Source organism: Methylobacterium haplocladii (assembly GCF_007992175.1).
GTDB classification, from domain to species: domain Bacteria; phylum Pseudomonadota; class Alphaproteobacteria; order Rhizobiales; family Beijerinckiaceae; genus Methylobacterium; species Methylobacterium haplocladii.
This window is the reverse complement of sequence record NZ_BJZT01000046.1, coordinates 1-12,878: the sequence shown is the minus strand read 5'-3', so window position 1 is coordinate 12,878 and position 12,878 is coordinate 1. Positions and strand designations below refer to the sequence as shown.

The 12,878-nt window shown below is 69.2% G+C and carries 15 protein-coding genes; 8 read left to right on the top strand and 7 right to left on the bottom strand.

All coding sequences use genetic code 11. The features are described from left to right. The first annotated feature begins 13 nt into the window (after positions 1-13). From MHA02_RS20130 to rsfS, 3 genes are all read left to right on the top strand, one after another. The gene (locus MHA02_RS20130; protein WP_147082086.1) at positions 14-1,315 is read left to right on the top strand and encodes a glutamate-5-semialdehyde dehydrogenase; all 1,302 of its coding nucleotides are present in this window, start codon (positions 14-16) and stop codon (positions 1,313-1,315) included. A 143-nt stretch (positions 1,316-1,458) separates the two neighbouring features. After that, on the top strand, positions 1,459-2,067 hold the full coding sequence (locus MHA02_RS20125; RefSeq protein WP_147082084.1) for a nicotinate-nucleotide adenylyltransferase: 609 nt from the start codon (positions 1,459-1,461) through the stop codon (positions 2,065-2,067). 186 nt (positions 2,068-2,253) lie between these two features. Continuing rightward, positions 2,254-2,553: a ribosome silencing factor gene (gene rsfS, locus MHA02_RS20120; protein ID WP_373318401.1), complete on the top strand. Its 300-nt coding sequence runs from the start codon at positions 2,254-2,256 to the stop codon at positions 2,551-2,553. Between the two features lie 20 nt (positions 2,554-2,573). Here the strand turns inward: rsfS and MHA02_RS20115 are convergent, their stop codons facing one another. The 5 genes from MHA02_RS20115 to MHA02_RS20095 form a co-directional block, all read right to left on the bottom strand. Next, positions 2,574-3,134 carry a GbsR/MarR family transcriptional regulator gene (locus tag MHA02_RS20115; RefSeq protein ID WP_147082142.1) on the bottom strand — a complete coding sequence of 187 codons (561 nt, stop codon included), beginning with the start codon at positions 3,132-3,134 and terminating at the stop codon, positions 2,574-2,576. 66 nt (positions 3,135-3,200) lie between these two features. Beyond that, positions 3,201-3,998 (bottom strand): aminoglycoside adenylyltransferase domain-containing protein, encoded by a 798-nt coding sequence (locus tag MHA02_RS20110; protein ID WP_147082080.1) that lies wholly within the window; start codon positions 3,996-3,998, stop codon positions 3,201-3,203. A 2-nt stretch (positions 3,999-4,000) separates the two neighbouring features. Beyond that, a complete protein-coding gene (locus MHA02_RS20105) occupies positions 4,001-5,041 on the bottom strand; it encodes an aldose epimerase family protein (RefSeq protein ID WP_147082078.1) in 1,041 nt (346 codons plus the stop codon). Positions 5,042-5,171: 130 nt separating this feature from the next. Further along, positions 5,172-6,947, bottom strand: coding sequence for an ABC transporter ATP-binding protein (locus MHA02_RS20100; RefSeq protein WP_147082076.1), 1,776 nt, complete (start codon positions 6,945-6,947; stop codon positions 5,172-5,174). Between the two features lie 97 nt (positions 6,948-7,044). After that, a complete protein-coding gene (locus tag MHA02_RS20095; protein ID WP_147082074.1) occupies positions 7,045-7,581 on the bottom strand; it encodes a Spy/CpxP family protein refolding chaperone in 537 nt (178 codons plus the stop codon). 177 nt (positions 7,582-7,758) lie between these two features. On the opposite strand from MHA02_RS20095, the gene MHA02_RS20090 reads away from it, so the two are divergent. Continuing rightward, positions 7,759-8,697, top strand: a complete 939-nt coding sequence (locus MHA02_RS20090; protein ID WP_147082072.1) for a metal ABC transporter substrate-binding protein — start codon at positions 7,759-7,761, stop codon at positions 8,695-8,697. Between the two features lie 128 nt (positions 8,698-8,825). On the opposite strand, the gene MHA02_RS20085 is transcribed toward MHA02_RS20090, so the two are convergent. Beyond that, a complete protein-coding gene (locus MHA02_RS20085) occupies positions 8,826-9,080 on the bottom strand; it encodes a hypothetical protein (protein WP_147082140.1) in 255 nt (84 codons plus the stop codon). Between the two features lie 205 nt (positions 9,081-9,285). Here MHA02_RS20085 and MHA02_RS20080 point away from each other — a divergent pair, with 205 nt between their 5' ends. Further along, the gene (locus tag MHA02_RS20080; RefSeq protein ID WP_238180539.1) at positions 9,286-9,978 is read left to right on the top strand and encodes a polyamine aminopropyltransferase; all 693 of its coding nucleotides are present in this window, start codon (positions 9,286-9,288) and stop codon (positions 9,976-9,978) included. 19 nt (positions 9,979-9,997) lie between these two features. On the opposite strand, the gene MHA02_RS20075 is transcribed toward MHA02_RS20080, so the two are convergent. Next, on the bottom strand, positions 9,998-10,582 hold the full coding sequence (locus MHA02_RS20075) for an urease accessory protein UreE (RefSeq protein WP_147082070.1): 585 nt from the start codon (positions 10,580-10,582) through the stop codon (positions 9,998-10,000). A gap of 203 nt (positions 10,583-10,785) precedes the next feature. Between MHA02_RS20075 and MHA02_RS20070 the strand changes: the two genes are divergently transcribed. From MHA02_RS20070 to MHA02_RS20060, 3 genes are all read left to right on the top strand, one after another. Continuing rightward, positions 10,786-11,055, top strand: a complete 270-nt coding sequence (locus tag MHA02_RS20070) for a YMGG-like glycine zipper-containing protein (protein WP_147082068.1) — start codon at positions 10,786-10,788, stop codon at positions 11,053-11,055. 214 nt (positions 11,056-11,269) lie between these two features. Beyond that, positions 11,270-11,995, top strand: a complete 726-nt coding sequence (locus tag MHA02_RS20065) for a TerB family tellurite resistance protein (RefSeq protein ID WP_147082066.1) — start codon at positions 11,270-11,272, stop codon at positions 11,993-11,995. Further along, positions 11,992-12,747, top strand: coding sequence for an N-acetylmuramoyl-L-alanine amidase (locus tag MHA02_RS20060; RefSeq protein ID WP_147082064.1), 756 nt, complete (start codon positions 11,992-11,994; stop codon positions 12,745-12,747). Before MHA02_RS20065 ends, MHA02_RS20060 begins: the two co-directional genes overlap by 4 nt. Positions 12,748-12,878: the final 131 nt, after the last annotated feature.

The following is a 12,878-nucleotide window of genomic DNA, read 5'->3' as shown; positions in this document are numbered from 1 at the left end:
CGGAAACGGGATCGTGCCTGTCTTGAACCTCCGGTCGGAGTTTGCGGAATCCGACGACCTGCCGACCTTGATGGCCGCGATCGGCCGCCGGGCCCGGGCCGCCGCGCGCGGCATGGCGCTCGCCTCGGCGCAGACCAAGGATGTCGCGCTGCGCGCCATCGCCGCGCGCATCCGTGCCAACGCCGCGGAGATTCTGCGCGAGAACGCACGGGACGTCGCCGCCGCCAAGGCCGCCGGGCAGACCAAGGCGCTGATCGACCGGCTCACCCTCGACGAGAAGCGAGTCGCCGGCATTGCCGAGGCTGTGGCGCAAGTCGGGGCGCTGGCCGATCCGGTCGGGCGCCAGCTCGCCGCCTTCGAGCGGCCGAACGGCCTCCTCATCGAGCGCATCTCGGTGCCGCTCGGCGTCGTCGGCGTGATCTTCGAGAGCCGCCCCAACGTCACGGCGGATGCCGGCGCACTCTGCCTCAAGGCCGGCAACGCCGCGATCCTGCGGGCCGGCTCGGATTCGCATCGCACCGCCACCGTCATCGCCCGTGCCATGAGCGAAGGCCTCGCCCAGACCGGCCTGCCGGCCGACGCGATCCAGCTCGTGCCGACCCGTGACCGCGCCGCTGTCGGTCTGATGCTCACCGGCCTCGACGGCTGCCTCGACGTGATCGTGCCCCGTGGCGGGCGCAGCCTCGTCGAGCGCGTCCAGGCCGAGGCGCGCCTGCCGGTCTTCGCTCATCTCGACGGGATCAATCACGTCTACGTCGCGGCCGGCGCCGACCTCGACATGGCCCGCACCCTCCTCGTCAACAGCAAGATGCGCCGCACCGGCGTCTGCGGCGCGGCCGAGACGCTGCTCGTCGACAGCGCGGTGGCCGACACGCATCTTAAGCCGCTGATCGCCGCCCTGATCGAGGCTGGCTGCGCCGTGCGCGGCGACGCCGCCGTGCAGGCCGCCGACTCCCGCGTCACCCCCGCGAGCGAGGCCGACTGGCGGACCGAGTATCTCGACGCAGTGATCTCCGCCCGCGTCGTCGACGGCCTCGATGCCGCGATCGAGCATATCGAGACCAACGGCTCGCATCACACCGACGCCATCGTCACCGAGGACATGGAAGCGGCCGGCCGCTTCATGGCCGAGGTCGACTCGGCCATCGTCACGCACAACGCCTCGACCCAGTTCGCCGATGGCGGCGAGTTCGGCTTCGGCGCCGAGATCGGCATCGCCACCGGCCGGATGCATGCCCGCGGCCCCGTCGGCGTCGAGCAATTGACGACGTTCAAGTACCGCGTCCACGGCAGCGGGCAGACGCGGCCGGTCTGATCCGGCCTGCGAATGTTCGTTTCCCGTCATTGCAAGCGCGAAGCGATCCGGGGCCGTACGTGCCGCGTCGGTGCATTGGCCCTCGGTTGCTTCGCTGCGCTCGCAATGACGGAGGCGAAAACGTCGGTCCGGCCGAGCGACGGATGAGGTATCGGATCGACCCGGCAAAATTGCCGCCGGCCGCCCCGGGGATGCGGATCGGCCTCTACGGAGGCTCGTTCAACCCGGCCCATGCCGGCCACCGTCATGTCAGCCGCATGGCCTTGAAGCGCCTGCGGCTCGACCGGGTCTGGTGGCTGGTCACGCCCGGCAATCCGCTCAAGGATCGAGGCGAACTGGAGCCGCTCACCGAACGGCTGGCGATGGCGGAAGCGGTGGCTGAGGATCCGCGCATCGCGGTGACCGGCTTCGAGACAGCGATCGGCGCGCGCTATACCGTCGAGACCCTGCGCTGGCTGCGCCTGCGGCGGCCGAATCTGCATTTCATCTGGATCATGGGCGCGGATTCGCTGGCGAGCTTCCACCGCTGGAAGCGATTTCGCGAGATCGCCGGGCTGATGCCGATCGCGGTGATCGACCGCCCCGGTCATACCCTCGCGGCACCGAACGCGCCCGGCGCGCGGGCACTCGCGCGATGGCGGATCGACGAGACCGATGCCGGTCTTCTGGCCGATCGACCGCCGCCGGCCTGGGTCTTCCTGCATGGCCCACGCTCGTCCCTGTCATCGACGGCGCTGCGGAAGCGTGTATGAGAGAGGTCCACAGGTCCGCGCCGTTGAAATCGGCGGCCGAACCCTCCAGTTTTTTCGTGTAGAACGAGAGCCGCCTCGGACGAGGCCGCGACAGAATCAGGAACCGATCCGCTGAGCGATCACGAAACCCAAGGGGCCGACGGCTCCGACGCTCTGAAGGCCCTCGCGCTCGGGTGCCTCGACGATATGCAGGCCGAAGAGACCATCGCGATCGATCTGGCGGGCAAGACTTCGCTCGCCGATACGATGATCATCGCGTCGGGCCGGTCGCAGCGCCATGTCGGCGCCATCGCCGACAAGATCCTGCAGGACTTGAAGGCCAAGGGCTACGGCACCGCCCGGGTCGAGGGCATGCCGGCCTGCGACTGGGTGCTGATCGATGCGGGCGACCTTCTCGTCCACATCTTCCGGCCCGAGGTGCGCGGCTTCTACAATCTCGAGAAGATCTGGGGCGAGGATCGGCCTTCGGCGCATCTCGGCGGCTGAGCCGCCATCGGTCCGCCCGTTCAGGCTTCCGGCTTCACCGGCAGATATCGCACGATGCGGCTGCCGAGACGGATCAGTTTCGCCAGCGTCGCATGCGGCACGTGCAGCATCTGCGCGTACCATCCCTCCATCGTCTGCGTGAAATCGAGCATCGCCTTCAGCCGCCGCCGCGCCACGGCGCCGACCGCGGGGTCGTCCTCGGCTTGAGCCGCACACACGCGCAGTGCCGCGATCGCCGGATCGATTTCGCGCTCCTTGCGGCCGGCGGCGATGCGCGTGACCATCTCCCAAAGATCGGTCTCGGCCACGAAGTGATCGCGCCGATCCCCGGAGATCGGCACGCGACGGATCAGGTTCCAGCCGGTCAGTTCCTTGAGAGAATTCGAGACGTTCGAGCGTGCGATCCCGAGCGTTTCGGCGATGACCTCCGCATGCAGCGGCTTGTCGGAGAGGTAGAGCAGCGCGTGAATCTGCGCGACGGAGCGGTTCACGCCCCATTGCCCACCGAGATTCCCCCAGTGCATCACGAAGCCTTCGACCGCGGCCGGCAGCTTGACAGGAACGTCTGTTATTTCTGACATAACAGAATAAACAGACCCAGCCCACGCGCTTGTCAAGTAGCCTGCCGACGGACGCATTGATCGCAGTCAGCAGGTCTCGCCGGCCTGCGAGATCACGAACCGCATGTATTCGAGGGACTTGGCAAACCGGTCGAGCGACACACGGTCGACACGCCCGTCGCGTGCCAGCAGAGCGTCCTCGATCACCGGCCGCCATTCCGGCGGATAGGTCTGCAAGGCCCAACGGCCGGCCTCGGATTTCGAGACGATGTCGCCGGTGGCGACGGTGCGGGCGATCCGAGTCACGCCGAGCACGCCCCAGCTGAACGAAGACCCGGCCATATCCTCGTCCGAGCGCTTGCGCGCCAGGGCCGCTTCGGCCTGCGCGATCCAGCTCATCCAGTAGCTGTGGAGATTGCCGATCTGGAGACGCCGCATAAAGCCAGGATCGGTGGCGATCCCGAGTTGGCTCGGCTCGGATCCGCGGACGGTGATTCCGTGGCGGGCGAGACAGGCCCAGGCCGCCGGGTTGATCTCGAAGCAGCGGGCATTCGGCCGGAAATCTCCCTCGACGCAGAAGGTCGCGTGCTCGACTTCGCCTGGCATGCGGGTGAGCCGGTCCGGCGTCACATAGACCCCGTCGAAAAACGGGGAACCGAGCGCAGCCATCTCAGCGTGGACACGCGCGAGCCCTTCCAAGCGCACCGCATCCAGTTCGGCCGGGACGAGCGCGATGAAATCGATATCGCTGATACCCTCGCGATAGTCGCCCAGCGCGATCGAGCCGACGAGGTACAGCCCGGTGATGAGGCCGGATCCTTGTCCGTCGACGCGCGCGAGATAGGCGCGCACCGTATCGGAGATGGAAGCGGGCAGTCCGTCCACGGCTACGCTACCGAGAACCGGTAGGTCGAGGTCGATACGAACGGTGCGCCAGGACGCAGCACGGCCGAGGAAAATTCCGGGTGGTTCGGGGCGTCCGGAAAACCTTGCGTCTCGAAGCAGACCCCGTCGCCGGAGCGATAGGTGCGTCGGGAAGGGCCGACCAGCGTGCCGTCGAGGTTGTTGCCGGTGTAGAGCTGCAGCGCCGGCTGCGTGGTGGCCACGTCGAGGCGGCGGCCGCTCGCCGGGTCGAGGCAGGCGGCGGCGGGGCGCAGGGTGCCGGCGAGGCCGCGCAGGACGAAGTTGTGGTCGTAGCCCTTTGCCTGCACGAGCTGCGGATCGTCGTCGCGGATGCGCGCGCCGAGGGCCGTGGCCTTGCGGAAGTCGAAGGGCGTGCCCTGCACCGGGCGGATCTCGCCGGTGGGGATCTGATGCGCATCGGTCGGCGTGTAGGCGTCGGCTGCGAGTTCGACCACATGGCCCATGACGTCGCCGGAACCCTCGCCGGCGAGGTTGAAGTAGCTGTGGTTGGTCAGGTTGAGCACCGTCGGCTTGTCGGTCCAGGCCCGGTAGTCGATGCGCAGAACCCCGTCCTCGGGCAGGCTGTAGGCCACTTCGAGGTCGAGATTGCCGGGAAAGCCCTCCTCACCGTCGGGGCTGCGGCGCATCAGGACGACGCGCTGCGGGTCGGCGGCGACGATGCGGAACAGCCGCTTGGCGAAGCCGGTCACGCCGCCGTGCAGGGTGTTCGGCGGGTCGTTGATCGGGAGCTGGTAGGCTTGGCCGTCGAGGGTGAAGCGGCCTGCCGCGATGCGGTTTGCGTAGCGGCCTGCGAGTGCGCCGAAATGCGGGCTGACAGTCTCGTAGCCCTCGACCGTTTCGAGGCCGAGGACGACGTTGGCAAGCCGGCCCTCGCGGTCGGGCGTCTCGATCGTGGTGACGATACCGCCGAAATCGAGCAGCTGAACGCGAAAATTTCCGCGCTCCAGAGTCAGGCGGGTGACGAGTTCGCCGCCTTTGGTCTTGCCGAAGATCTCGCCTGCCATCGGTGTCTCTCGGCTTACGCGGCGACGACGCCTGCGGAGAGACAGATTGTGCTCGGTCCGGTTTCGTCCATGGGGGCCGGGATGACGCCACGGCGATCCGCGCGAGCGGAGTGGTGGGACGTCCCGAAACTCAAACCGGAGCCGGCGCCGGCTCGTCCGACAATTGCAGACGGTGCAGCCGCGCATAGGCCCCGCCGGAGGCGACCAGCGCCTCGTGCGTGCCCGTCTCGATGATCCGGCCGGCCTCCATCACAGCGATCATCCCGGCGTCGCGCACGGTGGAGAGGCGGTGGGCGATGACCAGCGTGGTACGGCCGCGCATGAGCCGCACCAGCGCCTCCTGCACGAGCTGCTCGGACTCGGAATCGAGGGCGCTGGTCGCCTCGTCGAGGAGCAGGATGGGTGCGTCCTTGAGAAAAGCGCGGGCCAGCGAGATGCGCTGGCGCTCGCCCCCCGAGAGCCGTCCGCCCGTTGGACCCACGCGAAAATCGTAGCCCTCCGCGAGGCGGGAAACGAAGCCGTGCGCGGCAGCGGCCTCGGCCGCGGCTTCGATCTCGGCCCGGCTCGCCCCCGGCCGGCCGAAGCCGATATTGGCGGCAACCGTGTCGTCGAACAGCACGACTTCCTGGGAGACCACGGAGACGGCGGCGCGCAGCGAGGCGATGGTCACGCCGCGGATGTCCTGGCCGTCGATGAGCACACGGCCTTCGGTGACGTCGTAGAGCCGCGGCAGGAGGTTGAGCAGCGAGGATTTTCCGGACCCCGAGCGGCCGACGAGCGCCGTGGTTGCGCCCGCACGCACCGTCAGATCGATGCCCTCGAGGGCCGGCGCGTCGTCGCGGTAGCGGAAGCGCAGGGCTTCGAACCTGATCTCGCCCTTCGTGACGCACAGCGGCACGGCATCCGCCGCCTCTCGGATGGTCGGGCGCTCGTCGAGCAGCGCGAAGTAGCGGGTCAGGGCGGCGGCCGCCTCCTGCAGGATGGCGTTGAGGGTGCCGAGCGCCCGGGCGGGCTGTGCGGCGAGCAGCAGCGCGGCGACGTAGCCGGTAAAATCGCCGACGGTCTTCTCGCCCGACATCACGCGCTGCCCGACGATCACCAGCACGGCCGCGACGGCGAAGCCGCCGCCGATCTCGAGCAACGGGTCCAACCGGCCGCGGGCGTTGGCGGCTTTCATCTTGAGGCGGCGGACGTCGTCCAGCGCCTGATCGGCGCGGCCCTTGAGGTAGCTCTCCAGCGAATAGGTCTTGGCAATGCGCGCGCCCTGCAGGCTCTCGCTGATCAGGCTCGCCATCTGCCCCATCTGCTCCTGCGTGTTGGTGGAGACCTGACGCAGCCGCTTGCCGACGCGCCCGATCGGCCCGGCGACGAAGGGCACGGTGATGCCGGCGACCAGCGTCAGGATCGGGTCCATCCAGACCAGTGCCATCACCAGCGCGATCAGCATCGCGATGTCGCGCAGGAGCACCGTGGAGATGCGGGTCAGCGCCTCCTTGATGAAGGCGAAATCCGTGGTGAAGCGCTGCGTGAACGAAGCGGCGCTCTCACGGCCCAACTGGGCCATGTCGGCCTCGATCAGGTGGGCGTAGAGCGCCCCCTGCATGTCGGCCTCGACCCGCGTGACCACCCGATTCGTCAGCACGGTCTGGCCGAACAGTGCGAAGCCGCGCACGGAGGTCACCACGATGACGACGATCGGCCCGTAAGCCAGCGCGCGCTGGTCTTTGGCGTCGAAGGCGTCGAAGGCCGCCTTGATCAGCGCAGGGTAGAGGCCGGTCGCCGCACCGACGATCGCGATCAGCACGAGCACGACGGCGAGCGTCGCCCGGTGCGGCGAGAGCCACTCGCGCCAAAGCCGTCCGAGGAGAGGGAGGGTGTCGCCCCTCAGGAGCGGGCGCCGCGCCATGCCGGTCAAAAATCTTCCGTCGATCCGCCCCCAAGGGAGGAAGGGCTAGCGGTGTGTGCAACCGCCGTCCTGCGGGATCAAGCGAAACCGGAGGCGATCAGTCGTCGTCTTTGCCGCCCGGCCCCCCGGGACCGTCGTGCTCGCCCCTGCCGTGGCGCCAGCCGCCGCCATGCGGACGCATCGGCCGGGCGAGGATGGCGGCGCGGCGTTTCTGGCCCTCGTCGAGGGTAGCGTAGAGCGGCGCCGTGGCATCGGCGAGCTTTCGCAGGGCCTCGCCGCGGGCGGTGGCGGCATCCGCCATGTTGCGCAGGCGGGTTGGAGCGTCCTCGGTCGCCGCGCCGCGCGCGCGGCGTGCCTGCATCCGGGCCTCGCGCTGCTTGGCGAGGTCGCGGATCGCGAGCTCGACCGGGGGCCAGAGCTTGTCCTGGTCGGGGGTGAGCTTCATGCCTGCATGGAGCGCGGCGATGCGGGCGTCGGCGAAGGCCTCGCGATCCTCCGGCGAGAGCGCGCTCCAGCGGCCGTGCCCGTGGCCCGGACCACCCCAGCCGTGCCGCTCCCCGGCCCCCACGGAAGCCACGGCTCCGGCGCCGGCGAGGCCCGCCAGCAGAACCGCTACGATCACACGTCTCGACATGACGGCACCTCGTGTCAGGAGAAGGGATTCAACCCATGGCTCCAGAATGCACAGACGCGTGTATCCGGCATGTGTCCGGCGGCTTGCGCCTTCTCCATGATCGCTTCGTCGATCGGGATTGGCAGTGTGATAATGTTACATTATGTCCGCTCTCAGATCGAATGACGGGTGAGGGACATGACGCGCAGCGGACCAAGCGGAATTCGGTGGACGGCCATCGGGCTGGCCGTGCTGCTGGCCGTGCTGACGCCGGTTGCCGCCTCGGCCGAGGGCCGGATCAAGGCGGTGGCGACCTTCTCGATCCTCGGCGATCTCGTGCGTCAGGTCGGCGGCGAGCGGGTCGCGGTGACCAGCCTCGTCGGGCCAGATGCGGACGCCCACAGCTTCAGCCCGGCTCCCGAGGATGCTCGGCAGCTCGCCGGTGCCGACATCGTGTTCGTCAACGGCCTCGGCTTCGAGGGCTGGATCGAACGCCTGATCCGGGCTTCCGGCACCAGAGCCCCGGTCGTCGTCGCATCGCAGGACGCCAAGACCATCGCCGGCTCGCGCGACCATGACGATCACGGTCACGACCATGGCGCGACCGACGATCACGCCGACCCCCATGCCTGGCAGAGCGTCGCCAACGCCAAGCTCTACGTCGCTGCGATCCGCGACGGGCTTTCACGGATCGACGGCACCCATACCGCGCTCTACGCGGAGAACGCCCGGGCCTATTGTGAAAAACTCGATGCGCTCGATGCCGAGATCCGCGAGACCATCCGCGGCATTCCCGAGGCGCGCCGCCGCATCATCACGAATCACGATTCCTTCGGCTACTACACCGATGCCTACGGCCTGCGCTTCATCGCGCCCCAGGGCGTCTCGACCGAGAGCGAGGCCGGCCCGAAGGACGTCGCCCGCATCATCCGGCAGATCCGCCAGCAGAAGATCCCGGCGGTCTTCCTGGAATCCATCGCCGACCCGCGACTGATGCAACAGATCGCCCGCGAGAGCGGGGCCAAGCTCGGCGGCAAGGTCTTCTCCGATGCGCTGAGTGGGGCCGACGGACCTGCCCCGGACTACATCGCGATGATGCGCGCCAACCTGCGCGCGTTCCGCGAGGCTCTGGGATAGGAGCCTCCGTCTTCGCACCGGTTCGGAAAGCTGAACCACAACCCATAGGCCGCGATAAGGGACTTCGCGGCCACGCCTGCAAAACGCGGTTACGTAGACCGCGACACCTCTCGGGGCCGTGGTCCGGATCAGACCGGCTTCGGCTCGCGCTCGCGGGCCGGGGTGCGGCTGAGGTTCTGGATCACGCGCGGCGGGCGGCCGGCCTTCTCGGCGATCTCGGCTTCCTGCTCCTCGATCATCGTCCGTGCCGGCTCGTCTCCGTCGAGGCCGCCAAGGATTTCCATCGGGATGCGCCGGTTGGAGGCGAGGCTGCCGTCCTCGAAGACGACATCGAACAGAACGAACCCGCGCTCCTGCGGCTTCGACTTCACGCGCTTGGCCATGGTGGGGGTGTGACTCGTGCGATCGGTCGCGGCCACGACTCCGGGCCGGCGACGCTGGGACGTCCTGATTGACCGAGGGACCGGGCCGAGCCGAGCCTCGCTTCGGGCGCCTCCATAGCGCCGCCCGCCGTCGCCGCCTACCCCGGAGCGCCTCGGGTCTGCTAGTCACCGGCCGGCCAAGCCTGCCCTCCCACCCGAAATGCCCATGCCCGACACGACCGCCTGGACCGAAATCGACGTCGGCGCCGTGCCGGGCACGCCGGACACCATGCGGCTGATGCGCCGCAGCGACGGCTTCACCATCATGGTCGGGACGTGCGAGCTGATGAGCGACCTGTTCTGCGCCTCGGAGAAGGCTCTGGCGACGATCGCCTGCGAGCGGCTGCGCGACCGGCCCACGGCTCGCATGCTGATTGGCGGGCTCGGCATGGGCTTCACCCTCGGCGCGGCGCTCGACGGACTCGGGCCGGAGGCGAGCGTCGTCGTCTCCGAGCTGGTGCCGTCGGTGGCAGCCTGGGCGCGCGGGCCACTCTCGCACCTCTTTGCCGGCAGCCTCGACGACCCGCGCGTCGCGATTCGCGTCGAGGACGTCAACCGGTCGATCCAGGCCGCGCCCGCCGCCTACGACGCCATCCTGCTCGACGTCGACAATGGCCCGGAGGGCGCGACCCGGCGGGCGAACGACCGGCTCTACGATGCCTGGGGTCTCAAACGTGCCCGCTGGGCGCTCCGCCCCGGCGGTATCCTCGCGGTGTGGTCCGGGCACCCGGACCGCAAGTTCAAGGCACGGCTGCGCCGCACCGGCTTTTCGGTCGAGGAGATCCGGATCCGCTCCAACGTCACCGACGGGCGCCGGCACGTTCTATGGATCGCAACGCGGGTTGAAGACGCGGGCTGAAACGCGCGCCTATCGCGCCTCAGTGGTCGTGATGGTGATGGGCGGCGTGCCCGTGGTCGTGGTGCTCGTGGCGAGAAGCTTCGTGGCCATGCCCATGCTCGGCGTGGTCATGGGAATGGCCATGCGCATTATCGTGGGAATGGTCGTGATCGTGGCTGTGGTCGTGCCCGCAGGTGCTGTGATCGTGCGCCGCTTTCTCGGGTTTGAAGGCACGGGTCACGGGGCTTGCCGCGCAGCCGGCGCCGCGCACCAGCTCTGCCGCGCTGGCCGGCACATAGAGCACGTCGGCACCGACCTCTGCCGGGACGTGACTGCCGCCGAGTTGCCAGGCGAGGCGAACCAGCCGCGCCGGATTTTCGGCGCGCACTTCGAGCAGCGCCTCGTCCGCCGCCTTCACCGCGACGAGGCGGCCGTCGTCGAGGCGGAAGGCGTCGCCGTCCTCGACCTGTCCGGCCTTCTGCAGGCTGAGTTCGAACGCGGTTCCGCCCGATGCCGTGAGCGAGCCCGTGGCGACATTCCGCGCGGCGTGGTCGAGGATCACGGTGTCCACGATCTGCTCGGGGCGGACGGCGGCCTTGCGGACGATCAGGGTGGCTTTCGACATCGGGACCTCGAGATTTCGGTGTGTTTGCGCAACAGCTTGCGCTTCAGATGGCGGCTCGGTCGAGAAATGTCATGCCCCGCGCGGCCGCCGCCCCAATCTTGACCGTATCGCGTGACCTGCCTCTGCAGAAGGCCGGTGACGGTCTCTGGGCGCGCCACGGCGAAAACGCCGGGCGGGCCGATGCACAAGGGAGTCGTACGACCATGAAGAAGCTCACCGCGGCCATCCTGGCCTGCACCCTCGCGCTCTCCGTCGGCGCCTGCAACACCCCGGGTGAACGGGCGCTGGGCGGCGGCGCCCTCGGTGCCGGCCTCGGCGCCGCGGTCGGCGGTCTGGCCACGGGCCGGGCCGGCGGCGCGCTCGCGGGTGCGGCCATCGGCGGCGCTGCCGGCGCCATCGGCGGTGCGGCCACCGCCCCGCGCTGCCCCTACGGCACCTACCGCGACGCCTACGGCGACGTGTACTGCCGCTGAGGTCTTCGGCCCCAAACCGGTGTCGGACCAAGCGAAGGCCGGAGCGGATGCTCCGGCCTTTTCCATGTGCGTCAGCCGTCGGCCCGCAGTTCGGCTTGCGCCCCGACCGGCATTCGGCTTTAGCAACCGGCCCCGTACCGCGCCGTCAGCGAATGCCCCTGCCTCGACTCTTCAGTCCACAGCCCGCCGCCGTTGCCCTCGAAAGCCCCTCCCGATGAGCCTCGGCATCTGGGGCAAGATCGGCGGTGCAGGCCTCGGCGCCCTCGTCGGCGGTCCGATCGGGGCGCTGGCCGGCTCGGTGGCCGGGCATTTTCTCGTTGACCGCGAAGGCGCGCCGTTCGGCGCGACGCCACGCGACGTGGTCTTCACCACCGACCTCGTCGCGCTCGCCGCCAAGATGGCGAAGTCCGACGGTGTGGTGACGCCGGCCGAGGTCGAGGCCTTCGGGCAGGTGGTTGAGGTCGAGCCGGGGGCGCGGGCCGGCGTCGAGCGCCTGTTCGATCTGGCCAAGGCGACGACCGACGGCTTCGAAGGCTACGCGGGGCAGCTCGCTTCCACGTTCCATGACGAACCGGCCCTGCTGGAGGATGTCCTCGACGGACTGTTCCACATCGCCAAGGCCGATGGCGCAATCCACGAGAACGAGGAGCGCTACCTACGCGCCGTCGCCCGGATCTTCGGGTTGGACGATGCCGCCTTCGAGCGCCTCGCCGCCCGCCACGTCCGCCTCGCCGACGACCCGTACCTGGTGCTCGGCATCGAGCGCGCGGCGAGCGCCGCCGAGCAGAAAGCGCGCTACCGGGCGCTCGTTGCGGAAAACCACCCCGATCGCGCCATCGCCCGCGGCCTGCCTCCGGAAGCGGTCGCCATCGCCACGCGCCGGCTCGCCGCGATCAACGCCGCCTGGGACCGGATCGCGGCGGAGCGAGGCATCACGTGACGTTTCTCGCCGACAGCCGGCTCGTCGAGCGTGTCGCGCCTTCGCCGAACCATGGCGAGCGCGCCGGCGGGCCGCCGGACATGCTGATCCTGCACTACACCGGCATGGCGACCGCCGATCTCGCCCTGGCGCGGCTCTGCACCGCCGCCGCCCAGGTCTCGGCGCATTACTTCGTGTTCGAGGACGGGCGCATCGTACAGTTGGTGCCGGAGAGCCGGCGCGCTTGGCATGCCGGCCTCGGCTGCTGGGGGCTCGATCGCGACATCAACTCCCGTTCGATCGGCATCGAGATCGCCCATCCCGGCCATATCGGTGGCCTGCCGCCCTATACCGAGGCGCAGATCGGTGCAGTCCTGCGGCTGTGCCGCGACATCCTCGACCGTCACGCGATTCCCGCAGTGCGCGTTCTCGCCCATTCCGACGTCGCGCCGGAGCGCAAGGAAGACCCCGGCGAGAACTTTCCGTGGGATCGCCTCGCAGCAGCAGGCATCGGCCATTGCGTCTCGCCGGCCCCGATCCGCGACGGCCGTTTTTTCGCGCAGGGCGACAGCGGCGAACCGATCGAGGCCCTGCAGGCGATGTTCGCGCTCTACGGCTACGATCAGCCGGTGACGGGTCTGTTCGACGCCCGGACGCTCGCCGTGGTGACGGCCTTCCAGCGACATTTCCGGCAAGCACGGGTCGACGGCGTCGCCGACGCCTCGACGATCACCACCCTGCGGGACCTGATCGCAGCTCAGCCGACGGGCTGAAGCGCAGCGTCGAGTTCTACCAGAATTCCGCTGACGGATGCGATGCCCTGGTCCATCGTTCTAGGTCGTGAACCCATAACGGGTGGCACGGTTTGGTCGGGGCGTCGTTGGTTCTCCGAATGGAGGACCGG

What these genes read in the sequence shown, in the direction of transcription:
- MHA02_RS20100 (WP_147082076.1), bottom strand. Translation starts at nt 6,947, where the DNA reads ATGGCGCGGCGCCCGCTCCTGAGGGGCGACACCCTCCCTCTCCTCGGA.
- MHA02_RS20075 (WP_147082070.1), bottom strand. Translation starts at nt 10,582, where the DNA reads ATGTCGAAAGCCACCCTGATCGTCCGCAAGGCCGCCGTCCGCCCCGAG.
- MHA02_RS20105 (WP_147082078.1), bottom strand. Translation starts at nt 5,041, where the DNA reads ATGGCAGGCGAGATCTTCGGCAAGACCAAAGGCGGCGAACTCGTCACC.
- rsfS (WP_373318401.1), top strand. Translation starts at nt 2,254, where the DNA reads ATGCAGGCCGAAGAGACCATCGCGATCGATCTGGCGGGCAAGACTTCG.
- MHA02_RS20095 (WP_147082074.1), bottom strand. Translation starts at nt 7,581, where the DNA reads ATGTCGAGACGTGTGATCGTAGCGGTTCTGCTGGCGGGCCTCGCCGGC.
- MHA02_RS20115 (WP_147082142.1), bottom strand. Translation starts at nt 3,134, where the DNA reads ATGTCAGAAATAACAGACGTTCCTGTCAAGCTGCCGGCCGCGGTCGAA.
- MHA02_RS20070 (WP_147082068.1), top strand. Translation starts at nt 10,786, where the DNA reads ATGAAGAAGCTCACCGCGGCCATCCTGGCCTGCACCCTCGCGCTCTCC.
- MHA02_RS20080 (WP_238180539.1), top strand. Translation starts at nt 9,286, where the DNA reads ATGCCCGACACGACCGCCTGGACCGAAATCGACGTCGGCGCCGTGCCG.
- MHA02_RS20125 (WP_147082084.1), top strand. Translation starts at nt 1,459, where the DNA reads ATGAGGTATCGGATCGACCCGGCAAAATTGCCGCCGGCCGCCCCGGGG.
- MHA02_RS20090 (WP_147082072.1), top strand. Translation starts at nt 7,759, where the DNA reads ATGACGCGCAGCGGACCAAGCGGAATTCGGTGGACGGCCATCGGGCTG.
- MHA02_RS20065 (WP_147082066.1), top strand. Translation starts at nt 11,270, where the DNA reads ATGAGCCTCGGCATCTGGGGCAAGATCGGCGGTGCAGGCCTCGGCGCC.
- MHA02_RS20085 (WP_147082140.1), bottom strand. Translation starts at nt 9,080, where the DNA reads ATGGCCAAGCGCGTGAAGTCGAAGCCGCAGGAGCGCGGGTTCGTTCTG.